Genomic DNA, 26,570 nt, shown 5'->3' on the forward strand with positions numbered 1-26,570 from the left:
TCTGCTGTCTCTGTGGCGCGATATTATTCATATAACCCGTTAATGGGTCAAGTGTTTTTGTTAAATTCTTGATATTAATTAAACATTGAAGCGGAAATGCATCACATCGCCATCTTTGACAATATAATCCTTTCCTTCTAGGCGCCATTTGCCAGCTTCTTTGGCGCCATTTTCGCCCTTATATTGGATGAAATCTTCGTAACCCACCACTTCAGCACGGATGAAACCTTTCTCGAAGTCCGTATGAATAACCCCTGCTGCTTGAGGGCCAGTTGCACCTTGTTTAACGGTCCAAGCGCGAACTTCTTTTACCCCAGCGGTGAAGTATGTTTGAAGATTTAGTAACTCATACCCTGCGCGGATAACGCGATCTAGACCTGGTTCTTCCATACCCATTTCATCAAGAAACTCTTTCATTTCTTCTGCGTCTAGTTCAGAAATTTCAGCTTCAAGTTGATTGCAGATAGCCACGACTACGGCGTTTTCAGAGGCTGCAATGGCTTTTACTTCGTCTAGGTAAGGGTTGTTCTCAAAACCATCCTCAGAGACGTTAGCAATGTACATGGTAGGCTTAGTGGTCAACAGATGAAGAAGCTTAACTTCTTTTTTCTGGTCGTCAGTAAGGTCCATAGAGCGCACAGGTAAGCCGTTTTCTAAGTGCTCTTTAATGCTTTCAAGGAAAGCTTTGTGGGCAATGGCTTCTTTGTTACCGCTTTTTGCATTTTTACCGGTGCGCAGTAATTGCTTATCAATCGACTCAATGTCAGCAAAGATAAGCTCAAGGTTAATAACTTCGATATCGGCTTTTGGGTTCACGTGGTTTGATACGTGGATAACATTGTCGTCTTCAAAACAACGGACAACATGGGCAATAGCATCGGTTTCACGTATGTTGGCTAGGAATTTATTACCCAGACCTTCACCTTTGGAAGCGCCTTCTACTAAGCCTGCAATATCAACAAATTCCATGGTCGTCGCCAGCACTTTCTCAGGCTTAACGATTTCTGCTAGAGCATCAAGGCGAGGGTCTGGCATAGCAACGATGCCAGCGTTTGGTTCTATGGTACAAAAAGGGAAGTTCTCTGCACCAATACCTGCTTTGGTTAAAGCATTGAAAAGAGTGGATTTACCAACGTTAGGTAAGCCAACGATGCCGCAATTAAAACCCATAATGAAGATCCTGAATAATGTGTGTGATTATGCTTTAAAGCTGTGTAGTTGATTCATGACACGGTTTAAGTCACCTTTAACTATGTCATCAACGTAGCGCAACGATTCATCGATCGTTTGCATGGTTTTAGCGTACTCATCTGGCGCGGCCTTTTTAAGAACATAATTTGCTACTTGGCTGGCATGCCCTGGGTGGCCTATGCCAAGCCTTAAGCGTGCAAATTCTTTGTTGTTGCCAAGTTTCGCGATAATGTCTTTTAAGCCATTGTGGCCGCCGTGGCCGCCACCTTGTTTTAATTTAACGCTGCCAGGTGGAATGTCCAATTCGTCATGGACGACGAGGACTTCTTGAGGAAGGACTTTATAGAATTGGCAAACCGCTTGAACCGCCTTGCCACTTAAATTCATATAGGTGGTGGGAATGAGTAGATAGCATTCTTCACCAGCTATAGAAACTTTACCAAACAGTCCTGAAAACTTCTTGTCAGAACGTAAAAGGCATTGGCTCTGACGAGCCAATGCCTCTATCCACTGAGCGCCAGCATTATGGCGAGTGTTCTCGTATTCGCTGCCTGGATTACCCAGACCGACTAATAATTTGAAACCTGCCACAATACTGCCTTCAATGCTCTTAACGCTTAGACTTGTCGATACGACCGATTGGCTGATCGTGGTCTTCGCCTTTAAGCAAAGCAACTAACTCAACGCCTTCAGGAAGCTGAGCATCAGACAAGTGGAAGATTTGACCAAGTTGACCGTCGATAGCATCGATAGTCAAAGCTTCAGGTAGGTTAGCTGGTAGGCAACGAACTTCTGCCAATTTCGCTTCGATAGTCAAACGACCACCTTGCTTGCTAACACCTTCACTTTTCGCAGCGTTGATGAAGTTTAGAGGAACACGAGTAGTGATCACTTTATCAGCTTGAGCGCGTTGAAGGTCCATGTGCATAACGTCGCCACTAGCTGGGTGACGCTGAAGTGCTTTAACCAATACTTGTTCAGTTTTACCTTCAACAGAAACTTCTACTAGGCCAGTAAGGAAGCCAGGAGTAGAAACTGCTTTAAGCAGTTCGTTGTCTTTGAAAGAAACAGATTGAGGGGCAACATCGCCGCCGTAAATTACAGCAGGTACTTGACCTTCTTTGCGAAGGCGGCGGCTCGCACCTTTACCTTCTAGATTACGTGCTACGGCATTAATAGATAATGTCATGGTTATTTCCTAATAAATAATAAAGTTGTGCCCAGAACTGCGACCCATTCCGAGCGAAAGTGTTTGGTTTAGGCCCCAAACATGGCACTGATAGACTCTTCGTTGCATACGCGACGAACCGCCTCCGCCATGATGTCAGACATCGACAACTGGCGTATTTGAGGACACTTAAGTGCCTCAGGTGTCAATGGGATGGTATCAGTCACAACCAACTCATCGAGCACAGAATTCGAAATGTTATCAATGGCTTTGCCAGATAACACAGGGTGTGTACAGTACGCGAGTACTTTGGACGCACCATGTTCTTTTAGTGCTTTCGCAGCAGCGCACAAGGTGCCGCCGGTATCACACATATCATCGACCAATACACAGGTCTTGCCTTCCACATCACCGATAAGGTGCATGATTTGCGCTTCGTTTGCGCGTGGGCGACGTTTGTCGATGATAGCCAAGTCAGCATCATCAAGTAACTTCGCAAAGGCACGAGCACGAACAACACCGCCAACATCAGGAGAAACCACGGTAATATTCTCGTGGCCTTGACGTTGCAGATCGTCCAGCAACAATGGTGTTGCGTAAACGTTGTCCACAGGGATATCAAAGAACCCTTGAACCTGATCTGCGTGCAAATCAACCGTTAAAACTCGGTTGATGCCAACAGCAGAAATCATATCCGCTACAACTTTAGCCGTAATTGGCACACGAGCAGAGCGTACTCGACGATCTTGGCGCGCATATCCGAAGTAAGGGATAACGGCAGTAACTCGTGTTGCAGAAGCTCGACGTAAGGCATCTGCCATGACGATGAGCTCCATTAAATTATCGTTACTAGGGGCGCATGTAGATTGAATGATGAAAACGTCTTTACCGCGAACATTTTCATTAATCTCGACCGTAATCTCTCCGTCGCTAAACTTACCTACTGTTGCATTTCCGATTGGTAGCCCTAGACGGCGTACCACTCTGCGAGCGAGTTCAGGGTTTGCATTACCGGTAAAAACCATCAACTTGGACACTGTGTATACCCTTGTATTTTGTAGCGATGAAAATAGACTGGCGAAGGGTGTAGATTATTATGACTACACACCTCTATTATGCTCTATCCACTGGTCTAATGCTTTATGAGCTGGTGACCTATTACACCCTTTGCAAACCCAAGCCTGCCATTTGTCCGGAACCATGAGTTTTAGCCTTTCGGCTTCTGCTCTTGAGGGGAGGGCCATAAATAGGCATGCACCCGTACCGGTCAACTTAACGTTTCCATGTTGTTGTAACCATGAAAAGGCTTCATTTACTTCAGGATTGTGTTTTTTTACCACCTCTAGACAGTCATTATGCCCGTCCAGTGTCAAGGCGTGCGATATTTTGATGGGAGGGGTGTCTCTTGTCAAATACTTATCGGTAAAAATTTGAGCGGTAGATACATGACAATTGGGTTTTACGAGCAAATAGTAAGGTGTGTCTGGTTCAACAGGTAATAATTGTTCGCCGACACCTTCTGCAAAGGCCGCAAAACCCATTACAAAAACGGGGACATCGGCCCCTAGAGTTAAGCCAATTTTAGCCAGTTCCTCTAGGCTCAGTTGACAGTTCCAGAGTGTATTAAGTGCTAGTAAAGTAGTTGCTGCGTTCGAGCTGCCACCACCAATCCCCCCACCCATAGGTAATTGTTTCTCCAAGGTTATTTTGATGCCTGAAGTAGGTGCCTGACGATAGGCCTGTAAGAGTTTGGCTGCTTTATAAATAAGGTTTTGCTCACAGGGTAGGTCAGGGATTTCTGGTGCCAATCGAATGTCACCATCATGGGTTAATTTAAATTCTAGCTGGTCGCAGAGATCAATAAATTGGAAAACGGTTTGCAGGTTATGATATCCGTCTTCCCTTTGTGCTGTGATGTGTAAAAATAAATTTAATTTTGCTGGGGAGGGGAGTTTCATTAGTTTATTGAATGGTCCAATGATTAATGATTAGGTTCACTCTATAAGGTGCTTTTGAAATTTGAATTCTTTGGGGTAGCTCTAGCTCGCTTACCGTTGTAAAGCTTTTATATTCGATCAGCCAGCCATCTTGATCAATTTGATGGATCTGCTCCAAATTCTCGTCCGATGGAATAATCACTGCAGCAGAATTTGGGCTGGTTAAACCTCGAACCCAGTAAGCAACCTGTTCGACAGGGAAAGCCCAACCTAGCTCATCCTCTAATAACTGCTTAGCACTCTCTCCCATAACGGTTTTATCATCGTAGGCTAGGGTAACCAAAGCGTCTTTTTCTTTTACTAAAGAAGTGGCGCCTTGTCCAAATGGCCCTGAAATATTGAGATCAAAGGTTTCGGCGCTTTTCTGCCAGCTAAAGTTTCCAGATAACGCGTCATCTTGAGTGCGGATGCCGATGCGCCCTGAAATATCCCAAGCAATAATGTTAGCAGCGTTCGTCGGTGGCGGTGTACTAGGGCCAGAGGGTTGGCTACTACACGCAATAAGTAAACAGCTGGCGAAAATGAGAAAAAAAACTCTGAAAAGCATGTTTACTGCTCCGGTGTATTGGCAGACGGTTGAGAGGCGAATTGTATGAGCGTCGGTGAAAGCCTATTGATAGTGTCTAACAATAAAGCTGAATTGGGCGACTCTTTTAAAGCCGCTTGCCAGACGTTAATGGCTTGCTGATAATTCTTTTGCTTCCACAAAGACTCCCCGTAATGTGCCGCAATTTCAGGGTCAGGAAGAATAGACCAGGCTTTTTTCAAATAATAAGCGGCTTGTTCTAATTCGTTCATGAGGAAGAAGCCCCAGCCTAAACTGTCGATAATGGCTGGGTCATTATTTGATTGCTCGTAAGCTAATTCAATATAGCCCATAGCTTCTTTTAAGTTTGGCGTGCGGATGAGTAAAGTGTAGCCAAGCGCATTAAGGTATTGCGGGTTGTGAGGGTCTTTGGATAAAAGGGTTTTAAACTCTGTAATGGCATCTTGCCAAAGATCTAGAGAATCGCACAACAGCGCTTTCTGGTAGCGCAGCATATTGGATTCGGGGTAACTGTTTAAAGCCCTAGTGAGTAGTTCCAAGGAAAGTTGGCTCTTGCCTTTTTCTTGATGTAATTGGCTAATATTAGCAATTTCTTCTGGGGCGCTCTCTCTTTGAAGGCGACGCAGTATCATAGTATTGATTTCTTCTTCTCTAGCTTCATCGTATAACCACACTGCTATTTGGTTGGTTGCACTAGAGCGGAGCACGCCTTCAACGGCCTCCATTTTTTGAATGGCTTCTGCTTTGCGGTCTAATCGAGCTAATGCTTGAGCAGAAAGGTAGGTGGCTTGTTCAGCCAGTCTTTGTTCTGTATTAGGAAGCTTTTCGAGCACTTTTAACGCTAAATCAGGGTGTTCGAATTTAAGAAGAACACTGCTAAAACTAATGGCGAGGGGAAATTTATGTGTCGAGCTGACTTTATAGTCTTGGTAGGTTTTATAAGCAGTATCTGGTTCTTTACCTTGTACGAGGAATTCTAATAACGGTGTTAACGTATCTAGGCTTTCTGGGTGATTATCTAAAGAGGCTTGCAAAGCTTTTATGGCTGCTTTTAGATTGCCCATTTTCTCTTGGCTGTAAGCAAGAATTAGAAAGGTATTTTCATCTTTGTACTGATGATTTTTAAGTAATTGTTTGGTGATGCTAATGGCTTGAGGGTATTGACCATCAAGGTAATGTATACGTGCCCGAGTAAGTTGCACGTATTTGTTTTGTGGTTGAAGCTCTGGTAGCAGTTTGAGGGCATCTGCCAGAGTGCTTATTAGACTGTTCTCATTTAGATTTTTCTCTAAAAAAGCAGGCAAAAATTCAAGTGATGCTTGATTATCTAGTGCATCTCTAAGCATGTTCGCCGTTGCCGTCGGCTGATGAGCTTTTAATAAGGCTTGCATTTTGATCGCATAAGCTTCGGGATCCTGAGGGTCAATGGTCAGCCACAGGCCTGTGCTGTCGACGACGTGAGACGTGTTGCGAGTGGCTAAGGCGATCTCTGTTAGTCGTTTAGTGAGCTCTAACTCTTTTGATTGGAGTGCGAGCTCGTAAAACTGTGGATAAGCCGCATCCGCTCCGACTCGTTGTAATGTAAACTCAGCGCTGAGTAGATCCTCAAGATGTGGAGTTGGCTGGTTTGCTTCACTTGATGAAGGTGTAGAAGCTAAGTGGCTAGTTGGGTTTTTCTCGGAAGTCGTGCCGCAACCTAATAAAGCAATAAGCGATAACAGGCTGACCATTGATGATTTTATCAATAGCAAGCGTGTCTCTATGATCTTCGCTTTCATGCTTAAGGGCATCATTTTCTCAAAAATATGATTTCAATGAATTATATTATCGTTCGTAGCTGCTTCTGTCAGCTATTGCTATGAAATATTCCTATTAGTTTTATTGAACTAACAGGTTAGAAAAGCAATCAAATTCTCGTATAATACAGTTTTTATAACGAAAAGTCGTGTTGGGGCAATGTCTCCTCCTTTCATGATCTTAAGATCTCGTTCTTTTATAAGAGTTTCCTGATGCCGCTAATTACTGTGGGTGTTAACCATAAAACTGCGCCTGTAGCGATACGTGAACGCGTGGCTTTTGCCCCTGAGAAAATGATAAATGCCTTGTCTTCCTTGGTTGCTGACCAAAAGGCAAATGAAGCAGTGATTGTGTCTACCTGTAACCGTACCGAGCTTTATTGCTCTGTGGATAATGAAGAGCGCATTGCTCAAATCATTGATTGGTTAGCCGAGTATCATGGATTAGATAAACAAGACTTACGAAAATACTGTTATTCACATTTCGAAGCCGATAGTGTGCGTCACGTTATGCGTGTTGCCTCAGGGTTAGACTCTTTAGTTTTAGGTGAACCGCAAATTCTAGGGCAGGTAAAATCTGCTTATGCGGTTTCCCAAGAAGGGACGTGTTTAGGCTCAGAATTAGAGTCGTTATTTCAGCGTGTTTTCTCCATCGCCAAGCGTGTACGAACAGACACGGCCATTGGCGAGAATCCTGTTTCCATCGCTTTTGCTGCCGTTAGTCTGGCGCAGAGAATATTTGCTGATATCCGCCAAAGTACCGCATTACTGATTGGTGCCGGCCAAACGATAGAGTTGGTGGCAAGGCATTTGAAAGAAAACGGCGTTAAACGTCTGATCGTTGCTAACCGAACGTTAGCCCGTGCCGAGAAGTTAGCCACAGATCTTCAGGCAGAAGCTATCCTGCTTGGGGATATTGGTGACTATTTGTCACAGGCTGATATTGTTATTTCCTCCACTGCCAGCCAATTACCTATTATCGGTAAAGGTATGGTGGAGCGGGCTACGGCTCAGCGTCGCCATGCGCCTATCTTGTTGGTGGATATTGCCGTGCCACGAGATATTGAGCCTGAAGTTGAAGAAGTAAAAGATGCGTACTTGTACACAGTCGACGATTTGCATTCGGTTATTGAAGAAAATGTCAAAGCAAGGCAAGATGCCGCGAAAGCGGCAGAGAGCATTATTGATGAAGGGGTAGAACTCTACCTGCGAGCGCTGGAGTCGAGAAAAGTCTCCGATTTAATTGTTACCTTTCGCCAAGCGGCGGAATCCATCAAGAATCAAGAATTAGAAAAAGCACTAAAAAGCCTAGAAACAGGCCAAGCACCAGAGCAAGTGATGACGAAACTGGCTCATGGATTAATGAACAAACTCATTCATGCCCCCACTCGCTATTTGCGTGATGCCGGGGCGGATGCTGATCAGCAAGCGTTGAACATCGCATCGAGTGTATTGGGTATAGACGAAGAAAAAGACCATTAAAAAATGAAACAATCGATAAAATCAAAATTAGAAAGCTTGTCTGATCGTTACGAAGAGTTAGCGGCCCTGTTAGGTGTTGCTGAAGTTATTATGGATCAGGACTTGTTCCGTGCTTATTCAAAAGAGTATGCGGAATTAGAGCCTGTGGTGAAATGTTTCAATGAATATCAGCAAGTTGAAGAAAACTTGCTAGAAGCTGAAGTGATGATGACCGACTCCGATCCCGATATTAAAGAGATGGGCGTCGAAGAAATGAAAGAGGGACAGGTGCAGAAAGAAGAGTTGCAGCTGACCCTACAAAAACTTTTGCTTCCGAAAGACCCGAATGACTCGCGAAACGTTTTCTTAGAAGTACGTGCGGGGACAGGTGGTGATGAAGCATCTATCTTCTCTGGTGATCTGTTCCGTATGTATTCCCGTTATGCGGAAACTCAACGTTGGAAAGTTGAAATCGTTAGCGCCAGCGAAGGTGAACATGGTGGTTACAAAGAAGTCATCGCTCGTATTGTTGGGGAAGGTGCTTATTCAAAATTGAAGTTTGAATCCGGTGCCCACCGCGTACAACGTGTACCAGCAACAGAATCCCAAGGTCGTATTCATACCTCTGCTTGTACCGTGGCAGTAATGCCAGAAATGGACGAAGTGGCGGATATCAATATCAACAAAGCGGATTTGCGTATTGATACCTTCAGAGCCTCTGGTGCGGGTGGTCAGCATGTTAACAAAACCGACTCAGCGATCCGTTTAACGCATATTCCAACGGGTGTTGTTGTGGAGTGTCAGGAAGAGCGTTCACAGCATAAAAACCGTGCTAAAGCCATGTCCTTGTTAGCGTCTCGTTTGTTGGCTGCTGAGCAAGAAAAAGCAGCCAGCGAGCAATCCGAAGCGCGTAAATCCCTAGTGGGCAGTGGTGACAGATCGGAACGTATCCGTACCTATAATTATCCTCAAGGGCGAGTTACCGATCACCGTATTAACTTAACCTTATACAAATTGGATGAAATCGTTACCGGTGATTTGGATGTGTTGATCAACCCTTTGGTGAATGAATTCCAGGCGGAGCAGCTTGCGACATTAAGTGGCGATAACTAAGCCATGCAAATAGAAGCGCTGCTGAAAAGTGCGAGTCAGCGCTTAGCGCCTTTTTATGAAAGTGCTTTGCTTGATGCGCAGTTATTATTGGCGCAAGTGTTAGAAGTCTCTACGTCTTATTTTTACACTTGGCCCGATAAAGTTGTTGATGACGTACAGCTGGTGGCTTTTGAAGCGCTACTGGCGCGTCGCTTAACAGGGGAGCCAATCGCTTATATTTTAGAACGGCAGGCGTTCTGGACATTGGATCTCGAAGTCAGCCCTTGTACCTTAATTCCCCGGGCGGATACGGAACGTTTGGTAGAGGTTGCTTTGACTAAGGTGCCCTCTCAAGCGGCTAGCCGTATTTTAGATTTGGGTACTGGTACAGGAGCGATTGCATTAGCTCTGGCATCAGAGTGTCATCATGCCCAAGTAATTGGGGTAGATCTTATTGATGAGGCAGTGGCATTGGCAAGGCGTAATGCCCAGCGTCATGATTTGAGTGTTCATTTTAGACAGAGTAGCTGGTTTGAGCAGTTGGAGAGCGAAGCGCCATTCGATCTCATCGTCTCTAATCCCCCCTATATTGACCCTGCGGATCAACATTTAGAGCAAGGTGATGTGCGTTTTGAACCTAAAACGGCCTTGATAGCAGAAGAGCATGGTCTCGCGGATATTCGTCATATTGTTATGCAAGCAAAAGCTTATTTAGCTCAGGGGGCTTGTTTGATTTTTGAGCATGGCTATGATCAAGCGGCACAGGTTCGAGAAATATTGGCCGCAGAAGGTTACGAGCAAATAGAAAGCTTTCGAGACTATGGCGGCAACGATAGGGTCACTTTAGGGCATTATTCCTAAAGCTAGCTTTGAGGTTTTATAGCTAAGGGGAAATAAGCCCCTTAGCTATGGTTGTGGTTTTATTGTGCGCTTTCTGGGCGAACAAATATCGGAGCGTCAGGCGTTGATTGCTCTGGGTCAAAGCGATAACCCGCTAGATCGAACGCTTGGATGTCCGCCAAAGTTTGGCAGCGGTTTTCAATCAGGTAGCGAGCCATTAACCCTCGGGCTTTCTTGGCGTAAAAGCTGATCACTTTGAACTGACCATTCTTTTCATCTAAAAAGTTGGGGCTGATCAAGCGAGCCGCTAACTTCTTCTTATTGACGGCTTTAAAGTATTCATTTGAGGCCAGGTTTACCACAAGTTCACCGTCTTCTAATTCACTGTTGAGTTTATCAACAATAATATCGCCCCAGAATTGATATAAGTTGCTACCTCGGTTATTGGTCAGCTTGGTCCCCATCTCTAAGCGATAAGCTTGCATTAGATCTAGCGGTTTCAATAGGCCGTATAAACCACTGAGGATACGGAGGTTTTTCTGGGCATAAGCTATATCTTCGACACTAAGGGAGTAGGCGTCTAAACCTGTATAAACATCACCCATGAAGGTGTAAACCGCTGGTCGGCTATTGTCTTGGGTGTGACTCTGTTGCCACTCTTGGTAGCGTGAGACATTCAATAAAGACAATTTATCGCTAAGTTTCATTAAACTAGCAATTTGTGCTGGAGTGTAATCTTTTATAGTATCGATCAGCTCCTGAGAGTGCTCGAGCAAGCTTGGTTGGCTATTATCCTCCACCGTCGGCGGTGAGGTTAAATCTAGAGTTTTTGCTGGTGATATTAAAAATTTCATATAAGTTCCGTTGTTCGCCGTTGCGTTTGCTTAAGATTATCCATAGAGTGCCGATAGATATCTAGAGAATGCTTTAATAGAGATAATTTATGAAGAATAATTTAATTCCATTCCCGAAGATAAAAAAACCACAGGCGGGTGATCAAACCCTGACGACTTCTGGGGATGAACTGGTAGCATTGCGTGATCAATTCGACCGAGCTCGTGAAAACTGGCCTGTTGAGATCGCTGAGCTGCCGGAAAATAATAAGTTATTCTCTAGTACAAAAAAATAATAATAGGCCGGGTCTATAGCTGGTCGATCTAGTCAAAGGAATGTCTCTTGCTCGCTTTTGTTGTGCGTCACTCTCTATTGCTTATGTTTCTTATTGCCGTTTTAGGCTTCTTGCTCCCAGGAATTTCTCTGGCGATATTCCCCTTTTTACCCATAGTGCTTTTTTTCTTGATGGCTCTGACTTTGCTAGGCATGAAGCAAAAACTGTTGGTCGAGCGCCTGAAGAGCTTTGCTGTGTGGCGATATGCTTTGTTGCATTCTTTTATGATGATGCTGGTGGTGGCACTGTTCGCCAAATTGCTGAGTTTTGATCATGATCTTTTACTGGCCGTAGTAGGGGTGGCTGCAACAGGCTCATTATTTGCCACGCCTGCGATTATCAGAGCGTTAGGCTTTGATAGTTTAGGGGCTATGGCCATGACTATTGCGAGTACACTCTTGCTGCCTATTAGTATTATGATGGCTTTGCTGCTATTTCAAGAAGGGCGTATTGATCTTGATTTGGTTACCTACTTTATTCGCTTAGTCATTTTTATTTTTGGACCCATGCTGATTTCATTTATCGTGCATGGGTTTTGTCCAGAGGAGAAGCTACAACGGGTGTTGGCAAAAATCTCCCCTTATACCATTTTGTTGGTGTTTGCTTTTCCTTTCGGTTTGGTTGGTAGTTTCCGCTTATTGTTTGATGAAGATCCTTGGATGGCCCTTAACTATTTTCTTATTGCCATCGGCTTGTGTTGTATCTTTTTTGGATTGGCTTATTGCTTTTACCAACGTTGTGGCAAAGCTGTTGCCTTAACCGCAGCCCTGACTTCGGCTAATCGTAACGTATTGCTTACTTACAGTATTGCTGGTGGATTACTTGGTCCGGCTTTTCTGCCCATGGTTGGTGCTTTACAGATACCAACCTCAGTATTGCCTGTGATTGTTCGGTGGCTCAATAAGGTGTTAAAGGATTAAGAGAGTATTCTTTAGGTAAATAAAAACGCCGCTAGCATTAGTTTGTTAGCGGCGTTTTGCGTTCTTAACCATGGTGCTTAATTAATGATGAGGCAGCGGCAGCTCTTTTAGATGATGGCTCGCTTGTTTTAGGCTAAACATTAGCATTTCGTTGCTGGCTTGTGTTTCGCCTAGTGCATGCAATAAACGGCTAAGTTCGGCCATTGCTTCATTCTGCGAGTCTAAAGAGAAAGCTTGCTCGTAATAGTCACGGGCTTTGCCCCACAGCTGTAATGATTGACTGAGTCGACCGCACACTAAGTAAAGGTTAGCACTCTCGGTGTGCTTCTTTAACCAGCTTTCACATTGACTTAGGCGTTTACGAGTATTGTTTTCGGTTAGTTGGCCGTATTCGTAGATCAGCTCTTCGGACCACTTCTTGTTTAGGCTGGTGCGAATAAAGCTTTCAGCTTTGGCTTCATCTCCAAAGGTGATCAGGGTTTGTGCATAAAGCTGTTGCATACGCTGATCTTGATCTAGGGTGTCAAGTTTACGCCAAAGGGTTTCGATGTCATGAACGAGCTCTTTGTTATTGTCGCCCATTTTGTTTCGAAACTTCATCTTGTCTAACAGTGCTAAGAAAGCATTGCGCTCTAACTCAAACATATTATCGTTATCAAAAATGCCGTACTTCTTTAGCGTCGGTGTTAGGGCAAGCAAAGCATCCCAATCTTTAAGTTGGGTGTACACGGAAACCAGCATTTTTAGGGTTTGTTTGTGTTTAGGTTTGAGCTTCTGCAGACGCAACAAGGAAGCAAGAGCGCTCTCGTAATGCTTTTGACGCATCTGTATTTGGCTTTGGGCAAAGCCGATGGCAAACTCAGCTTCTGGGGTTGCCTGATGGGCGTTGCGAAGCAGGGATTTAGATCGTTCATGCTCTTCTTGCTCACTGGCAGCATAAGCCGCGCCAATGTAGTTGATCAAAGGGTAAGGAACACGATCAGCACTATTGGTTAACAGTTTTTCTGCTTTATTCCAGTTGCCCCCAATAAGCTCCAGCATGCCTCGAATGGTATTTTTTGATGCGCGTTTTTGAGCAAGGTTACCGGTGACTTTGGCCAGTGAGTTGCTCGGCCTTAAAGTGATAAACAAAATGCGCTTTACCCAGCTCAACACAAATAATGTCACGATGAGTGCCGCCACCAACACCCATAAACTGGTTTCAAGGGTAACGCCATTATAGGCAATGAGAACATAGCCGCTGTCTTGTCGCATTAGCAGTCCTAATACACCGCCAACCGCCATCATGATGACCAGTAAGAAGAGAAACTTTCTCATACCTGCTCTCCTGTTACTTCAGTGTTTAGCGTGGTGCTGTCACTCTGTTCAGGAGGTGTATTGCTGGTCGTTGGCTCTTCCTGTGGTGGATTAGGAACTTGCGTTGGCGCGGCTGTCGCTGAAGATGCCGTGTCTTCTGGTGCATTGCTAGGTTCTTTATCCAATGCTGGGGTCTGAGCAGGCGCTTCTGAATTTGCTTCAGTGTTTTGTACTGAGCTGCGTTGTTTCCATTCACTCATAAGAGATTGCATGGCAAGCAGTGAATCTCTAGGTAAAGGTAAGTCCGGATTTGGATTAATCTGCTGTAATGCCGTGAGACTTGCCAAGAAGGTTGTGACGCGTTGAGAGTCGGTATCAAAGTGTTCTGTAATCGCGCCGGCAACACGAGCAAGGGCTTGCTGGTAGATATTGCTCTCACCTTTGACGAGCGCGACTTGAGCCACGTCTACTTGGAGTTGTAGGCCGGTAATGAGTTGCTGGTATTCAGCGGGTGGCAAAAGCGCTTCAATTGGCTTGTGCTGATAATTAATCACTACAAGAGAGCGTATGGATAACCAAAGCTTTTCAAGGGTGCTGGCAAATACATTGGCTTGCTCAATGGACTCTTGTTGGGCTTGCTCTGTTTGTTTTGCGGATTCCTGCCAAGCTTTAGAGGGTTCTCGCTGTGGGAGTTGAGGGATTAGCTCATATAAGGCGTCCAGTTGCAGATAATGGCCTTCTAGGTCAAATTGGCTCACGGCTTTCAGTGATTGTATGTCCTTGGCAATCGCTTTTCGGGCACTAAAGAAAATAGGGTCTTCTAGTTCTTTTAATATATTGTCCGCATTGCTGAGCAGAGCTTCGGCGCCAGCACTGTCTGATTCCAGCAATAGCCTTTGATTGGCAAGGCGGACTAGGTACTCAGCTTCAGCCAACTTCCAATCTTCTTTAGTGGTGTTGTTCAAACGATTCAATTTAGCTTCAAGCTGCTGGATTTTTTCTGCTTGATTAGTCTGTGCTAAGGTGAATTCTGCTGTTGTATTTTGACTGTCTTGCTGGAGGCTTTTGATTTCTTTGGTGATGGCGTTCAGCTGGACTTGCTGATTACCCTGTTTATTGACTCGGGCGTTTAGAGTGTCTTGCTGTTGGCTAAGGGTGCCTAGCTGTGTGGTAATTTCATGATAGCTTTGTTGGTTGTTAGTGCTTTGGTAATAAAGCCAAGCACTGCTTAATAAAGCGATACCAGATAGACCAATAGCAAGGCTGGCTAGTTTATTAGAAGAGGATGTTGTGCCAACCTTGATGGCTTTTTTAGATTGAGCAGGATGGGGAGCATTGCTACTTTTTTTATCGTCCGACTTGTTTAGGTCCGCATCTTTTTGTTGTGCTACTTGCTCATTATTATCTGTCATTCGATCTTCCTGTATGAAGTTCAGTTGCTTTTAATAGGCTAAAGTCATCCGCACCGTCGGCACATATAACATTTTTCCAGCCAGCTTCCGTGGCTTGTTGTACGACTCTTTGGCTGGGGACAAATAATGGATAGTCCAGCCATGCTTTTTTCAGAGCTAAGGTATATTCCGTTAATGTTTGCAGGCTTTCCCCACTGGTTGCCCATATTTTATTAATATCGGGTAACATAACAAAAGTTTGAGCACTATATGTGGGTTTTTTTCTTTCATATAGAGAAAGATAGCTCACTTTTGCTCCTCTTTGGGAGAGTTTTTCTCCTAAAGTGGGGCGGCCTTCTGAGCCGCGAGCGATCAGTATTTTAAGGCCAGTCATTTTTACGGGCTTGAGCCAGTCTAATAAATCTTCACTGGTATGCCCTGGGTTGGATAAGGCTGGAATACCCTCTGCAATTAAGGTTTGGGTGGTGCCTTGGCCTATCCCTATCCAGTAAACTTTTTCGGGCAGCATGGGCCAACATTCGTCTAGCCATTCTGCGGCGGCTCTTGCTGCATTTTTGCTAACGAAAATCACGTAATCATATTCATCAATATTAAAGACTTGTGAACGAATTTTAGCGATTTCCGTTTTGTCTGTAATAGGGGTAATAGACATCATGGGCAGAGGCACAGCAATAATGCCCTGCTCAGCAAGTCGCTGGCAGGTCTGCGCATTTTCTGGCTCAGGCCGAGTGATCAGAATTTTGTGTGGCATTCCGTCTCTTTACTTATATAAGTCTTTTAGAATTTGGTCTGCGCCGCGAGCCAATAAGTCATCGGCAAGTTGCACACCAAGTTGCTCAGCTTGTGCTTTAGTGCCACGAATTTCCCCTGTGATCATGGTTTTACCATCGGGGCTTCCCACTAAGCCACGGAGCCAAATTTGGTCTTCTTCAAGTAGTGCGAAACAAGCGATAGGGGCTTGGCAACCACCATTAAGTCTTTCGTTTACGGCTCTCTCCGCGATTACGCGATAGCTTGTTTCTTCGTGTTGAAGAGGGCTAAGTAACTGCCATGTGTCTTGGTCGTCGGTGCGGCACTCAATGCCCATAGCGCCTTGACCACCTGCCGGTAGGCTTAACTCGGCGGGAATTTCTTGCTGGATGCGGTCAGCCATTTCAAGGCGTAGCAAGCCCGCTGTGGCTAAAATGATGGCATCATACTCACCATTATCGAGCTTTCTTAGGCGGGTGTTTACGTTGCCTCGTAACTCTTTAATGACTAAGTGAGGATATTGCATTTTTAACTGGCAGGAGCGGCGTAAACTGGAAGTGCCAATCACAGCACCTTCTGGTAATTGATCCAGTTCTTTGTAGTTGTTGGAAACAAACGCATCAGTAGGATTTTCACGCTCACAGATTACGGCAAGCCCTAGCCCTTCAGGAAAATGCATTGGGACATCTTTCATTGAGTGAACCGCGATGTCGGCACGGCCATCAAGCAAGGCACTTTCTAGTTCTTTGACAAATAAACCTTTGCCGCCAATTTTGGATAGAGGGGAGTCTAAAATTTGATCGCCTTTGGTCGTCATTCCTAAGAGTTCTACCTGAAGGTCTGGGTAGCGTTGTTCGAGCTGGCTTTTTACATTTTCGGCTTGCCATAATGCCAGTTGGCTCTCACGAGTGGCGATCACAATCTTATCTTTCACAAAGTCTCCTAACGATGGGGCTTCTAAGGGATATTTTTATCAAATTTATCGTCAATCATACTCGTTAAGCGTGCCAGCGTCATCCTTCTGTACTTTATATGTAGTGGCGCTTAGGGTACTCTTGGCAGCTGTTTTAATTTGTCTGGGAACTGATTGAATGACTGATACGAATAAAACCACCAACCAGCAATGGGGTGGCCGTTTTTCTGAGCCTGTAGATGCTTTTGTAGCACGTTTTACCGCTTCCGTTGAGTTTGATCAACGAATGGCAAAACAAGATATTCAGGGATCGATTGCACACGGTAAAATGTTAGCCGCGGTTGGCGTGCTAACGGAAGAAGAGCGTGATCAGATTATTCAAGGTTTAACGGAAATAGAAACGGAAATTGCTAATGGCGAATTTCAGTGGTCGGTAGAACTTGAAGATGTACACATGAACATCGAGGCTCGCCTAACACAAAAAATTGGTATAACAGGTAAAAAACTGCATACAGGCCGTTCGCGTAACGACCAGGTAGCAACGGATATTCGTCTTTACATGCGTGACGAAGTGGATTTTCTGTTAGAAGAAGTGACACGACTACAACAGGGCATTTTAAGTTTGGCAGAAAAAGAAGCCAGCACCATCATGCCAGGTTTTACGCACTTACAAACTGCTCAGCCAGTGACTTTCGGTCACCATTTGATGGCTTGGTATGAAATGATGCAGCGTGACTACGAGCGCTTAGTTGATTGCCGTAAGCGCATCAATATCTTGCCTCTTGGTGCGGCGGCATTGGCAGGCACAACGTATCCTATTGATCGTAATATGACAGCAGAGTTATTGGGATTTGAGCGCCCAACTTATAACTCATTGGACTCAGTGAGTGATCGTGACTTTGCCATCGAGTTCACATCTGTTGCATCCATCATCATGATGCACATGTCCCGTTGGGCGGAAGAAATGGTGATGTGGGCGTCTGCCCAGTTTAACTTTATTTATTTGCCAGATCGCTTCTGTACAGGCTCTTCTATCATGCCTCAGAAGAAAAACCCAGATGTGCCTGAATTGGTACGCGGTAAAACAGGCCGTGTTTATGGTCATTTAATGAGTCTGTTAACACTGATGAAGTCTCAGTGCTTGGCCTACAATAAAGATAATCAAGAAGACAAAGAGCCTTTGTTTGATACAGTTGATACTTTGAAAGGGTCGTTACGCGCATTTGCCGACATGATCCCTGCTATCGAAGCTCGTAAAGAGCCTATGTACGAAGCGGCGCGTCGTGGTTTCTCTACCGCAACGGATCTTGCAGATTACCTTGTTCGTCAAGGTGTGGCTTTCCGCGATGCCCATGAAGTGGTTGGTAAAGCAGTAGGTTACGGTGTTAAAGAGGGCAAAGACTTGTCTGAAATGACCCTTGAAGAGCTTAAGAGTTTTGGCAGTATGATTGAACAGGATGTGTTCGATGTACTGACTCTAGAAGGCTCTGTCGCAGCACGAGATCATGTGGGTGGCACGGCTCCAGCACAAGTGTTGAAAGCAGTAGAGCGCGCCAAAGCTGAATTGACGCAACGTATGGCCTAACCCGTTAGTAGCTCGTTAGCCTAAGCGAGTCGAACCCCTTAGTGATGGTGGATAACCTCTGTCACTAAGGGGTTTTTTATTGGGGTAAATTAAATGGAGAATCGGTCCCTAAAATATCTGGTGCAATGTTCAGCTCAAACAGGAATGTCTTGGTTTGCCCACCACAACCAGAAAGTACCACTGTCCATTCTTCCTTTTGGTTGTCTTTAGGAATACGCCAGCAAACCCCTTTTATATTAACGTATCGAGTGCCGTCCGCATCTTCGGTAATTGGATAGCGAGTTTCCTTTGTTTGCGCCTTCAAATACTCTTTTTGTGTTTTCTGTGATGATGTTATTTGCTCCTTTAGCGTCGGAGAGAAGACTTTTTCGGTAGCTGAGTTGGTTGCGTTTTCATGCTCGTCAATTTCTACATTTAAAAGCGATGGTTTTTCAATTTTACGTAGGTCTGTAAATTCCGCTTCGGTATCTACTACCTCGTGCCCTGCTTTAGGTTGTGTATCACTAGTCTCAGAAGTTTGGTCAGTATCCGCTAGATTAGTTTCATCTACTTCATTTTTACTTTCATTTAAGTCATCTGTTTCTAGGGCGGATTCGCTAGCATCTGTGGTTAAATTATCTGATTCGTCTGTGTAAAATGTTTCTCCGTTATCTTCAGGTTCTTGAGGAAAGGCGACGAAATCTTTGATGTCGCTAAGTGGAAGCGCCTCATTTTCAGTGCCAATTAGAGGAGTGTTGGCTGGCGTGCTGGTATCCACCTCGCCCTTAGTTGACTCAGTGTCTTGTTGTATGGATGGCGCAGTGTTTTCCGCTGGCGCATCAGTTTGAGGAAGTAGCGAAATCTCGAAATTACTTTGTGAGGCGGTATTGCTTGGAAGGCTAACCGCCACCTCATCATCTGCTAGCCACAAGTGTAGGATGAGTAGATGCGCCATAATGGCAAATATCAAAGCAATAATTTTTGGCAGTGTATTCTTCTTCATCCCGAGCGTTCTTTCTGTTTCGATCAAATGGTTAACCTTGGCTAGTGTATAGCTCAATAGCTTGAGGTAAAGCTTATAAATTCAAGAGCTAGCCGCATATTTGTCTAATCTGATGAAATTCTGAGTAATTTCTAGACTAGGGTTGGGAATCTAGCGGGCTACCAGTATACTGTAGCCATCAAAAATAGAAGAGATAGAGATGATGCTAAAATGCGTTTCAATATGTTTTTTTGCTGTGATTTTAATGTCTTGTGGTAACAAGGGTGCCCTGTATTTACCAGAAAAAAACATTGAAGTAGAACAAGCGTCATCGTCAAATTGAGGATCCCCAATTGGAATTTTTTAATTACTCAGACCAGCAGTTACATGCTGAAAATGTACCCTTAGCAACTATTGCCGAACAATTTGGTACACCTTGCTATGTATATTCCCGTGCTGCCTTTGAAAACCGTTACCTAGCCTATGCTGAGGCCTTTGCTTCGCACCCGACATTGATTTGTTATGCCGTGAAGGCTTGTTCGAATATCGCCATATTGAATGTCTTGGCACGTCTTGGGGCAGGTTTTGACATAGTCTCAATTGGTGAATTGGAGCGTGTTCTGAAGGCTGGTGGTGATCCTGCAAAAGTTATGTTCTCAGGCCTTGGTAAGCAAGCGGTTGAAATGCGTCGAGCGTTGGAAGTAGGGATTCACTGTTTCAATGTTGAGTCTGAAGCGGAATTATACCGACTTAATGAAGTGGCTGGAGAGTGTGGCAAAATTGCTCCTGTGTCTTTGCGTGTTAACCCTGACGTGGACGCCAAAACTCACCCTTATATTTCGACTGGGTTAAAAGAAAATAAGTTTGGCATCGATATTCAAGATGCTGTTCGTATCTACAAAATTGCCCACGAATTGCCAAATCTAAATGTGATGGGCGTGGACTGTCATATCGGTTCTCAGTTAACGGAGCTTAAGCCGTTCCTAGACACCTTCGACCGCCTTACGGGTTTAATTGATGACCTTGCTGCCCATGGTATCGAGATCAAGCACTTGGATCTTGGTGGTGGTTTAGGGGTCCGTTACCGTGATGAAGAGCCGCCACAACCAGCAGAATACGCAGCGCTTTTGTTGGAAAAACTGGGTGACCGTAAGCTATCTTTGGCGTTCGAACCTGGGCGTTCTATATCTGCTAACTCAGGTGTACTGGTGACGCAAGTTGAGTTTTTAAAATGCACTCCACACAAAAACTTCGCCATTATCGACGGTGCAATGAATGATCTGATTCGTCCTTCTTTGTATTCTGCGTGGATGGACATTGTGCCTGTTTCATTGTCGCCTACCACTGAAGGTAAGCGTAGTTATGATCTGGTCGGGCCAATTTGTGAGACTGGAGACTTCCTCGGTAAAGATCGCGAACTGGATATTCAGGCAGGCGATTTGCTGGCTGTCCGTTCGGCGGGAGCTTATGGTTTCACTATGGCCTCTAACTACAATAGTCGTAATCGTGCTGCCGAAGTTATGGTAGACGGTGACCAAGCTCATTTGATTCGCGCTCGTGAAACGATAGAGCACCAGTTGGCTGGCGAACAAGTTTTGCCTAGCTAAGGAGGCGAAGGTGTTATTGAAATTTACCAAAATGCATGGACTCGGTAACGACTTCGTTGTTGTGGATGCGGTTTCTCGAAAAGTTTTTTTTAATAAAAAACAGATTGAGCTATTAAGCGATCGTAATTGGGGGATTGGTTTTGATCAGCTGTTAGTGGTTGAGCCGCCTTCCAATCCCGAGATGGATTTCCGCTACCGTATTTATAATTCAGATGGCACTGAGGTAGAGCATTGTGGCAATGGCGCACGATGCTTTGCTAAGTTTGTTCTGGATCGTGAACTGACTAACAAACATATTATTGATGTGGAAACCAAACGGGGGCCGATTCAATTAAGAGTGTTGAATAATGGTCAAGTCACTGTTGATATGGGAGCACCAAGTTTTGTGCCGAAGGATTTACCCTTTACCGCAGAAGCTGTTCAGTCAACTTATGCTGTTGAGACGCAATCGGGTGTTTATGATATTACGCCCGTTTCAGTGGGCAATCCTCACGCGGTGTTAAAAGTAGAGCAATTAAACGATGAATTGGTCGCAACCGTAGGCCCAGAATTGGAAGCACATGAGCGTTTTCCAAATAATGTGAATGTTGGTTTCATGGAAGTGCTTAGTAAGAGTGAAATAAATCTGCGAGTGTATGAGCGTGGTGTTGGGGAAACTCAAGCCTGTGGAACAGGTGCTTGTGCCGCCGTAGTTGCTGGTATTAAACAGGGCTGGCTCGGTTCTAAAGTTACTGCTCATTTAACCGGTGGTGATCTACATATTGAGTGGCAGGGTGGTGATCAACCTATTCTTATGACAGGTCCTGCCGCGAAAGTCTTTGAAGGGCAAATATACTTATAGAGGTCGTATGAAGGAAGAGGAAGTAATTCAGTTCTTATCAGACAGTCCGGATTTTTTTGTTAAACATACCGAGTTGTTGGAGGCTTTAACACTTCCTCATCCTGCCTCAGGCAAAGCGATTTCTTTGCTGGAATACCAGGTCAATCAGCTGCGAAAATCTACGGCCAGTTATCGCAATGAGTTTGAACGGCTGGTGGAAGTGGCTCGAGAAAATGAGTCCACCATGAAAAAAAGTCGCCGTTTGGTTCTAGCCAGTTTAGCTTGTGAAACTCTCGATGATTTTGCCGTCGTGGTTGATGATATGATCCGAGACGACTTTGATATCCCCTTTCACTCCCTCGTATTATTCGATGACTACCCAGATTGTAGTATTCGAACACATTTTTTAACGGAAGATGATCTCGTGCTGCCGCAAACTTCAGGTTTTACTGAGTGCTATTGTGGTGAGCTGCCAGACGGGGAGTTGGATTTTCTGTTTGCGGAAAACGCGAAAAAAATACAATCCATCGCAGTATTGCCTATCTTATCAACTCGGCCTGATAGTGCCCAAAATTTAGGGGTGTTAGTACTGGGGGCGGATCAAGTATCTGCTTTTCATCATGATAAAGGGGCGATGTTCTTGCAATATATTGCTGATCTTCTAAGTGCTATTTTGACTAGGTTAATAAAATGACGGTATTAGTGACCTTTGATCTAGATAACACGCTTTGGGATGTTGAGCCTGTTATCGTGCGAGCAGAATACGCCATGGAGAGCTGGTTTGAGGAGCGTTTCCCTGGCTTTTATGACCAGTTCGATTTTGCTTGGCAACAGGAAGAAAAGGCTAGGCTATTGGCCCGTTCTCCAGATTTAACCGGCAATTTGACAGCAATTCGTCTTGGCGTGTATCAGCAAGCACTGAAGCAGTTTCAGTTACCCTCGGAAGAGTGTGAGATGGTTGCCAAGGCTGCGCTGGCGCACTTTGCTGAATGGCGGCAGAGGGTAGATCTTTTCCCTCATGTGGCAGAGGTTCTTGAGGAGCTCTATCGCGACTACTCGTTGGCCGTGATCACGAACGGCAACGCCGATGTGTATCACCCGTACATTGGTTTAGGTGGCTACTTTGACTTTGCTTTAAGAGCCGACCAGCAAGGCGTGGCGAAACCGGATCCTGAGCTTTTTAAAATGGCTGCCGAGCAGGGAAAAACTTCTACAACGCAGATTATACATATTGGTGACCACCCCCATGATGATGTTTATGGCGCTGCAAATGCAGGGGCGAAAACTATCTGGTTTAACCGTCATGGGGCCAGACGTTGGCAAGACGGCTGGAGTCAGCCAGCGGATGCGGAAGTTTATTCTTTGCTGGAGCTTCCTGCCGCAATACGCTCATTATTGTCATAGCACTTTTCTATTAGCTTATTAGTAGGAACTCATTTTTACCCTGAGGATTTGGTGTTACACTAGCTGCCATTCGTTAGTTATCAAATCGCTTGAAAGGAAAGATTTATGAGTGAAAATATTATCCAAATTACAGATGCTCAGTTCGCTGAAGAAGTATTGAATTCCGAACTACCTGTTATCGTTGATTTTTGGGCTCCTTGGTGTGGTCCTTGTAAAATGATTGCTCCTGTATTGGAAGATATTGCCGTTGAGTTTGAAGGACGCTTAAAAGTTGTTAAATTGAACGTTGATGAAAACCAAGAAACAGCACCTAAGTACAATGTTCGTGGTATCCCTACTTTGCTAATCGTTAAAGGTGGTGAAGTTGCAGCAACTAAAGTCGGTGCGGTTTCTAAATCACAACTAGTAGAGTTTATTAACAGCGCAATCTAATTGCATTGTTAATAATAAAAAAGCAGCCAACGGGCTGCTTTTTTTGTGTCTAAATTTTGGTTTGGGCTTAGTTACTGAGAGAGGCCAGTTTCTGAGCAAAGGCGGGTGAATGTGAGTTTTCCAGTGTGGCCATAACTTTTTTGGCGTAAGGGAGGTAGTTGGTTAAATCCTTCTTCGCCATTGGATCATCATTAGGCAGCTTTACCGTCACTGGGTTTTTATGAACACCGTTAATGCGGAATTCATAATGTAAGTGTGGGCCAGTCGCCCAGCCTGTTTGGCCAACGTAGGCAATCACTTTGCCTTGTTGCACTCGGTTGCCACGCTTGGTGCCACGTGCAAAACCTTTCAAATGTGCATACAAGGTTTGGTAGCCTTTACCGTGATCAATGATCACCACATTGCCATAACCATTCTGTTTGCCAGCAAAAGAAATTTTACCATCTCCAGCCGCTTTGACAGGTGTACCACTTGATGCTGCATAGTCTACGCCACGGTGTGGTCGGCTAGTTTTAAATATAGGATGGAGGCGATTAGGGTTAAATTTAGATGAGATGCGTGTGAAATCGACAGGGGTTCTTAGGAAGGCCTTACGCATGGCGAGGCCGTCGGGAGTGTAATAGCTTGAGCCACGATCTGTTTTGTAGCGAATGGCTTGAAAGGTTCGTCCATTATTAATGAACTGCGCGGCAAGAATATTGCCTTCGCCAATTTTTTCACCGTCTAAAAATTTCTCTTCAAAAAGTATGCTTAAACTATCGCCTTTTCGAATGTCCAAGGCAAAGTCGATGTCCCAGCCGAAGATGTTAGCCAGCTCAATAAGCATGGCTTGGCTGATACCTTCGCGCATGCCATCTACAAATAAAGAATTGTTAATAGTGGCTTCTTTATAGGTCTGGGCAATCTCTGGTGTGCGTGTTATTTCTTCACGATCGAATTGTTGATCGTTACGTTGGAAAACCACGCTTTCTAAACGGTTAAGCGTTAATGTTAGCGAGGTAAGCTCACCCGAGTGATTGTCCGTTTTAAAATCAAGAGTCTGGCCCGGTCGCATTCTTAATAATGACTTATAGTTCTGGTCTGCTTGGGAAACTTTGTAAATATCACTTGCTGAAACGCCATGGCTGCTGAGTATCTTAGAAAGCGAGTCTCCAGACACAACGGTGGCCGACTGTTCGCGAAAGCTAGGTCGCTGCTCTTCAATAAGTGTTTGGTTTTCTGTGGATGCTAGGGGATTGGTCTGAACAGATTCCGTGTTACTTAATTGAGTTGAGTTTTTATTGGCGAGTGGTGAGTCAAGTTCATAGGGTAAGCCTTTTGCGGTGACATTGGTTGGAATTTGAAATTGCAGGCTAGGCTGTGTTTTAGGTGTTGGCAGATCAGCTAATGTAAGTTGTGACTGTTCCACAATGGCAAAATTAGTCTCCAGTGAAATAGCGCCTGAAGTGTTCTCTTCCTTAGTAGGGAAGGCAATTAAGGCAATAGCAATCACAAAAGAAATGGCTGCAATCGAGAGAAGGTGCCTTGTTGGTAGTAACTTAGTCAAAATGAGTACCCAAAAATTCTTAATAAAGCCTTATAATCCTACCAACATTACTTTTATAATTGAATGCTTTATAAAGATTAACTCACTAGGAAATGGATCAAAATAATGACAGTTGGTAGTAGCGACCTTTTGGTAGATTTACAAGCTCGCGGGCTTATTGCTCAAATGACAGCAGAAGATGAGCTTAAAGCGCACCTAAATAGTAGCAGTCGTACGCTTTATTGTGGTTTTGATCCAACAGCCGATAGCTTGCACCTAGGGCACCTTGTGCCTCTCCTAGTTCTGAAACGTTTCCAAGATGCGGGTCATAACCCTATCGCTTTAGTTGGCGGTGCAACAGGTTTGATTGGCGACCCGAGTTTCAAGGCGGCAGAACGTCAATTGAATACCTCAGATGTAGTCGCTAACTGGGCAGAAAAAATTCGTGGTCAAGTCAGTCAGTTTGTTAAATTTGACGATGTACCTAACCCTGCAAAAGTTGTGAACAACTTAGATTGGGCTGGTGAAATGAGTATGCTGGATTTCTTACGTGAAATTGGCAAGCATTTCTCAGTAAACGCCATGATCAATAAAGAATCAGTACAACAGCGCCTAAATAGAGAGGGAGCGGGCATTTCATTCACTGAATTCTCCTATGCGCTCCTTCAGGGTATGGACTTTGCTGAGTTGAATCGTGCCTACGATTGTACGATTCAAGTAGGTGGCAGTGACCAGTGGGGGAACATTGTTGGTGGTATTGATTTATCTCGTCGTCAGAATCAAGCGCAAACTTTTGGTTTAACCGTTCCTCTGGTTACAAAATCTGATGGCACCAAGTTTGGTAAAACAGAATCGGGCGCTGTTTGGTTGGATCCTTCTAAGACAAGCCAATATGCATTCTTCCAATTCTGGATGAATACTGCAGATGCCGATGTTTATAAATTCTTAAAATTCTTTACTTTCTTGAGTCTCGAAGAGATTGATGCCATTGAAGCGGCAGACAAAGAAAGTACTGGTAAACCACAAGCCCAAGCCATTCTTGCTCGCGAAGCCACCAAGCTAGTACATGGAGAAGAAGGTTTACAGGCGGCTGAACGTATCACGGCTGCACTGTTTAGCGGTCAGGCGGATGAACTAAGTGAACAAGATCTTGAGCAAATACAGCTGGACGGTTTGCCAAGCAGCTCATTGCAAGGTATTGATCTGTCAGCAACACCGCTGACTAGCTTGCTAGCAGATGCGGGTTTGGCTGCCAGTGGTAAGCAAGTAAAAGATGCCTTACAGCGAAACTCTGTTTTCGTAAATGGTAAAGCGCAGGGCCTAGAGAATAACATGGATGCTGCCAGTATCTTCTCTAGTGAGGCTGGATATTACGGTAAGTATTTCTTGGTGAAGCTAGGTAAGAAGAAGCACCACCTGTTTGTTTTATAAACAATTCGGTCTGTGTTGAATCTCAAAAAAGGCGCTTTTGCGCCTTTTTTTGTTTATATCAAAAAAACTGCTTGCACAAAAAAAGTTAGAAGGTATTATACGCTCCCACTGGCACGGAATAGCGTGTTCAGACGCTCTTTAAAATAGATAATCAGATAATTTGTGTGGGCGCTCGCTGGAGACTTCAGAAGATCGACTTACTAGCTTTTGTTAGAGGTTGATCAAAAAAATTGAAGTCTTACGAGACGTCAAAC

Annotated in this window: 27 protein-coding genes; 13 read left to right on the forward strand and 14 right to left on the reverse strand. The window is 44.6% G+C overall.

Going from position 1 to position 26,570, the window contains the following annotated elements; translation table 11 throughout:
• Window positions 1-78: 78 nt before the first annotated feature.
• The 7 genes from ychF to ACUM5Y_RS15490 all read right to left on the reverse strand — a co-directional run bounded on the left by ychF (window position 79) and on the right by ACUM5Y_RS15490 (window position 6,681).
• Window positions 79-1,170 carry a redox-regulated ATPase YchF gene (gene ychF / locus ACUM5Y_RS15460; protein ID WP_445977770.1) on the reverse strand — a complete coding sequence of 364 codons (1,092 nt, stop codon included), beginning with the start codon at window positions 1,168-1,170 and terminating at the stop codon, window positions 79-81.
• Between the two features lie 27 nt (window positions 1,171-1,197).
• A complete protein-coding gene (gene pth / locus ACUM5Y_RS15465; RefSeq protein WP_445977771.1) occupies window positions 1,198-1,782 on the reverse strand; it encodes an aminoacyl-tRNA hydrolase in 585 nt (194 codons plus the stop codon).
• Between the two features lie 19 nt (window positions 1,783-1,801).
• Complete coding sequence (locus ACUM5Y_RS15470) at window positions 1,802-2,380, reverse strand: 50S ribosomal protein L25/general stress protein Ctc (RefSeq protein WP_445977772.1); 579 nt, start codon at window positions 2,378-2,380, stop codon at window positions 1,802-1,804.
• A gap of 68 nt (window positions 2,381-2,448) precedes the next feature.
• Window positions 2,449-3,396 (reverse strand): ribose-phosphate diphosphokinase, encoded by a 948-nt coding sequence (locus ACUM5Y_RS15475; protein WP_445977773.1) that lies wholly within the window; start codon window positions 3,394-3,396, stop codon window positions 2,449-2,451.
• 63 nt (window positions 3,397-3,459) lie between these two features.
• Window positions 3,460-4,317 carry a 4-(cytidine 5'-diphospho)-2-C-methyl-D-erythritol kinase gene (gene ispE / locus ACUM5Y_RS15480; RefSeq protein WP_445977774.1) on the reverse strand — a complete coding sequence of 286 codons (858 nt, stop codon included), beginning with the start codon at window positions 4,315-4,317 and terminating at the stop codon, window positions 3,460-3,462.
• A gap of 4 nt (window positions 4,318-4,321) precedes the next feature.
• Window positions 4,322-4,903: a lipoprotein insertase outer membrane protein LolB gene (gene lolB / locus ACUM5Y_RS15485; RefSeq protein ID WP_445977775.1), complete on the reverse strand. Its 582-nt coding sequence runs from the start codon at window positions 4,901-4,903 to the stop codon at window positions 4,322-4,324.
• A gap of 2 nt (window positions 4,904-4,905) precedes the next feature.
• Window positions 4,906-6,681, reverse strand: a complete 1,776-nt coding sequence (locus ACUM5Y_RS15490; RefSeq protein ID WP_445977776.1) for a CDC27 family protein — start codon at window positions 6,679-6,681, stop codon at window positions 4,906-4,908.
• Window positions 6,682-6,912: 231 nt separating this feature from the next.
• On the opposite strand from ACUM5Y_RS15490, the gene hemA reads away from it, so the two are divergent.
• From hemA to prmC, 3 genes are read left to right on the forward strand one after another with little or no spacing between them, the layout of a single operon-like run.
• The gene (gene hemA, locus ACUM5Y_RS15495) at window positions 6,913-8,181 is read left to right on the forward strand and encodes a glutamyl-tRNA reductase (protein WP_445977777.1); all 1,269 of its coding nucleotides are present in this window, start codon (window positions 6,913-6,915) and stop codon (window positions 8,179-8,181) included.
• 3 nt (window positions 8,182-8,184) lie between these two features.
• Entirely contained in the window at window positions 8,185-9,273 is a 1,089-nt protein-coding gene (gene prfA, locus ACUM5Y_RS15500) for a peptide chain release factor 1 (protein WP_445977778.1), read from the forward strand.
• Window positions 9,274-9,276: 3 nt separating this feature from the next.
• Window positions 9,277-10,113, forward strand: a complete 837-nt coding sequence (gene prmC, locus ACUM5Y_RS15505; protein WP_445977779.1) for a peptide chain release factor N(5)-glutamine methyltransferase — start codon at window positions 9,277-9,279, stop codon at window positions 10,111-10,113.
• 59 nt (window positions 10,114-10,172) lie between these two features.
• Here the strand turns inward: prmC and yaaA are convergent, their stop codons facing one another.
• Window positions 10,173-10,946, reverse strand: coding sequence for a peroxide stress protein YaaA (yaaA, locus tag ACUM5Y_RS15510; protein ID WP_445977780.1), 774 nt, complete (start codon window positions 10,944-10,946; stop codon window positions 10,173-10,175).
• A gap of 89 nt (window positions 10,947-11,035) precedes the next feature.
• Here yaaA and ACUM5Y_RS15515 point away from each other — a divergent pair, with 89 nt between their 5' ends.
• Entirely contained in the window at window positions 11,036-11,221 is a 186-nt protein-coding gene (locus ACUM5Y_RS15515) for a hypothetical protein (protein WP_445977781.1), read from the forward strand.
• 47 nt (window positions 11,222-11,268) lie between these two features.
• Window positions 11,269-12,180, forward strand: a complete 912-nt coding sequence (locus tag ACUM5Y_RS15520; RefSeq protein WP_445977782.1) for a bile acid:sodium symporter family protein — start codon at window positions 11,269-11,271, stop codon at window positions 12,178-12,180.
• 81 nt (window positions 12,181-12,261) lie between these two features.
• Here the strand turns inward: ACUM5Y_RS15520 and ACUM5Y_RS15525 are convergent, their stop codons facing one another.
• From ACUM5Y_RS15525 to hemC, 4 genes are read right to left on the reverse strand one after another with little or no spacing between them, the layout of a single operon-like run.
• A complete protein-coding gene (locus ACUM5Y_RS15525; protein WP_445977783.1) occupies window positions 12,262-13,497 on the reverse strand; it encodes a heme biosynthesis HemY N-terminal domain-containing protein in 1,236 nt (411 codons plus the stop codon).
• The gene (locus tag ACUM5Y_RS15530; protein ID WP_445977784.1) at window positions 13,494-14,888 is read right to left on the reverse strand and encodes a uroporphyrinogen-III C-methyltransferase; all 1,395 of its coding nucleotides are present in this window, start codon (window positions 14,886-14,888) and stop codon (window positions 13,494-13,496) included. Before ACUM5Y_RS15530 ends, ACUM5Y_RS15525 begins: the two co-directional genes overlap by 4 nt.
• Window positions 14,878-15,639 (reverse strand): uroporphyrinogen-III synthase, encoded by a 762-nt coding sequence (locus tag ACUM5Y_RS15535; RefSeq protein ID WP_445977785.1) that lies wholly within the window; start codon window positions 15,637-15,639, stop codon window positions 14,878-14,880. Before ACUM5Y_RS15535 ends, ACUM5Y_RS15530 begins: the two co-directional genes overlap by 11 nt.
• Window positions 15,640-15,648: 9 nt before the next feature.
• Window positions 15,649-16,572: a hydroxymethylbilane synthase gene (gene hemC / locus ACUM5Y_RS15540; RefSeq protein WP_445977786.1), complete on the reverse strand. Its 924-nt coding sequence runs from the start codon at window positions 16,570-16,572 to the stop codon at window positions 15,649-15,651.
• Window positions 16,573-16,729: 157 nt separating this feature from the next.
• Between hemC and argH the strand changes: the two genes are divergently transcribed.
• On the forward strand, window positions 16,730-18,136 hold the full coding sequence (gene argH / locus ACUM5Y_RS15545) for an argininosuccinate lyase (protein ID WP_445977787.1): 1,407 nt from the start codon (window positions 16,730-16,732) through the stop codon (window positions 18,134-18,136).
• A 76-nt stretch (window positions 18,137-18,212) separates the two neighbouring features.
• Here the strand turns inward: argH and ACUM5Y_RS15550 are convergent, their stop codons facing one another.
• Window positions 18,213-19,145: a hypothetical protein gene (locus tag ACUM5Y_RS15550; protein WP_445977788.1), complete on the reverse strand. Its 933-nt coding sequence runs from the start codon at window positions 19,143-19,145 to the stop codon at window positions 18,213-18,215.
• Window positions 19,146-19,320: 175 nt separating this feature from the next.
• On the opposite strand from ACUM5Y_RS15550, the gene lptM reads away from it, so the two are divergent.
• The 6 genes from lptM (at window position 19,321) to trxA (ending at window position 23,360) form a co-directional block, all read left to right on the forward strand.
• Window positions 19,321-19,440, forward strand: coding sequence for an LPS translocon maturation chaperone LptM (gene lptM / locus ACUM5Y_RS15555; RefSeq protein WP_445977796.1), 120 nt, complete (start codon window positions 19,321-19,323; stop codon window positions 19,438-19,440).
• Between the two features lie 10 nt (window positions 19,441-19,450).
• Complete coding sequence (gene lysA, locus ACUM5Y_RS15560; RefSeq protein WP_445977789.1) at window positions 19,451-20,704, forward strand: diaminopimelate decarboxylase; 1,254 nt, start codon at window positions 19,451-19,453, stop codon at window positions 20,702-20,704.
• A gap of 10 nt (window positions 20,705-20,714) precedes the next feature.
• The gene (gene dapF / locus ACUM5Y_RS15565) at window positions 20,715-21,545 is read left to right on the forward strand and encodes a diaminopimelate epimerase (RefSeq protein WP_445977790.1); all 831 of its coding nucleotides are present in this window, start codon (window positions 20,715-20,717) and stop codon (window positions 21,543-21,545) included.
• Between the two features lie 7 nt (window positions 21,546-21,552).
• The gene (locus ACUM5Y_RS15570) at window positions 21,553-22,218 is read left to right on the forward strand and encodes a DUF484 family protein (RefSeq protein WP_445977791.1); all 666 of its coding nucleotides are present in this window, start codon (window positions 21,553-21,555) and stop codon (window positions 22,216-22,218) included.
• The gene (locus tag ACUM5Y_RS15575; RefSeq protein WP_445977792.1) at window positions 22,215-22,928 is read left to right on the forward strand and encodes an HAD family hydrolase; all 714 of its coding nucleotides are present in this window, start codon (window positions 22,215-22,217) and stop codon (window positions 22,926-22,928) included. The genes ACUM5Y_RS15570 and ACUM5Y_RS15575 overlap by 4 nt, the downstream gene beginning before the upstream one ends.
• Window positions 22,929-23,033: 105 nt before the next feature.
• Window positions 23,034-23,360: a thioredoxin TrxA gene (gene trxA / locus ACUM5Y_RS15580; RefSeq protein ID WP_445977793.1), complete on the forward strand. Its 327-nt coding sequence runs from the start codon at window positions 23,034-23,036 to the stop codon at window positions 23,358-23,360.
• A 67-nt stretch (window positions 23,361-23,427) separates the two neighbouring features.
• On the opposite strand, the gene ACUM5Y_RS15585 is transcribed toward trxA, so the two are convergent.
• Complete coding sequence (locus ACUM5Y_RS15585; protein ID WP_445977794.1) at window positions 23,428-24,906, reverse strand: peptidoglycan DD-metalloendopeptidase family protein; 1,479 nt, start codon at window positions 24,904-24,906, stop codon at window positions 23,428-23,430.
• A gap of 105 nt (window positions 24,907-25,011) precedes the next feature.
• Between ACUM5Y_RS15585 and tyrS the strand changes: the two genes are divergently transcribed.
• On the forward strand, window positions 25,012-26,316 hold the full coding sequence (gene tyrS / locus ACUM5Y_RS15590; protein WP_445977795.1) for a tyrosine--tRNA ligase: 1,305 nt from the start codon (window positions 25,012-25,014) through the stop codon (window positions 26,314-26,316).
• Window positions 26,317-26,570 lie beyond the last annotated feature (254 nt).

This window comes from Marinomonas dokdonensis (genome assembly GCF_052747885.1).

Bases quoted from the DNA above. Each gene is read 5' to 3' on its own strand.
- ACUM5Y_RS15575 (WP_445977792.1), top strand. From the start codon at position 22,215: ATGACGGTATTAGTGACCTTTGATCTAGATAACACGCTTTGGGATGTT.
- argH (WP_445977787.1), top strand. From the start codon at position 16,730: ATGACTGATACGAATAAAACCACCAACCAGCAATGGGGTGGCCGTTTT.
- tyrS (WP_445977795.1), top strand. From the start codon at position 25,012: ATGACAGTTGGTAGTAGCGACCTTTTGGTAGATTTACAAGCTCGCGGG.
- ACUM5Y_RS15535 (WP_445977785.1), bottom strand. From the start codon at position 15,639: ATGCCACACAAAATTCTGATCACTCGGCCTGAGCCAGAAAATGCGCAG.
- ACUM5Y_RS15490 (WP_445977776.1), bottom strand. From the start codon at position 6,681: ATGAAAGCGAAGATCATAGAGACACGCTTGCTATTGATAAAATCATCA.
- prfA (WP_445977778.1), top strand. From the start codon at position 8,185: ATGAAACAATCGATAAAATCAAAATTAGAAAGCTTGTCTGATCGTTAC.
- ACUM5Y_RS15525 (WP_445977783.1), bottom strand. From the start codon at position 13,497: ATGAGAAAGTTTCTCTTCTTACTGGTCATCATGATGGCGGTTGGCGGT.
- trxA (WP_445977793.1), top strand. From the start codon at position 23,034: ATGAGTGAAAATATTATCCAAATTACAGATGCTCAGTTCGCTGAAGAA.
- lolB (WP_445977775.1), bottom strand. From the start codon at position 4,903: ATGCTTTTCAGAGTTTTTTTTCTCATTTTCGCCAGCTGTTTACTTATT.
- ispE (WP_445977774.1), bottom strand. From the start codon at position 4,317: ATGAAACTCCCCTCCCCAGCAAAATTAAATTTATTTTTACACATCACA.
- lptM (WP_445977796.1), top strand. From the start codon at position 19,321: ATGCTAAAATGCGTTTCAATATGTTTTTTTGCTGTGATTTTAATGTCT.
- hemA (WP_445977777.1), top strand. From the start codon at position 6,913: ATGCCGCTAATTACTGTGGGTGTTAACCATAAAACTGCGCCTGTAGCG.
- ACUM5Y_RS15570 (WP_445977791.1), top strand. From the start codon at position 21,553: ATGAAGGAAGAGGAAGTAATTCAGTTCTTATCAGACAGTCCGGATTTT.
- ACUM5Y_RS15470 (WP_445977772.1), bottom strand. From the start codon at position 2,380: ATGACATTATCTATTAATGCCGTAGCACGTAATCTAGAAGGTAAAGGT.
- prmC (WP_445977779.1), top strand. From the start codon at position 9,277: ATGCAAATAGAAGCGCTGCTGAAAAGTGCGAGTCAGCGCTTAGCGCCT.
- ACUM5Y_RS15530 (WP_445977784.1), bottom strand. From the start codon at position 14,888: ATGACAGATAATAATGAGCAAGTAGCACAACAAAAAGATGCGGACCTA.
- ACUM5Y_RS15515 (WP_445977781.1), top strand. From the start codon at position 11,036: ATGAAGAATAATTTAATTCCATTCCCGAAGATAAAAAAACCACAGGCG.
- ychF (WP_445977770.1), bottom strand. From the start codon at position 1,170: ATGGGTTTTAATTGCGGCATCGTTGGCTTACCTAACGTTGGTAAATCC.
- yaaA (WP_445977780.1), bottom strand. From the start codon at position 10,946: ATGAAATTTTTAATATCACCAGCAAAAACTCTAGATTTAACCTCACCG.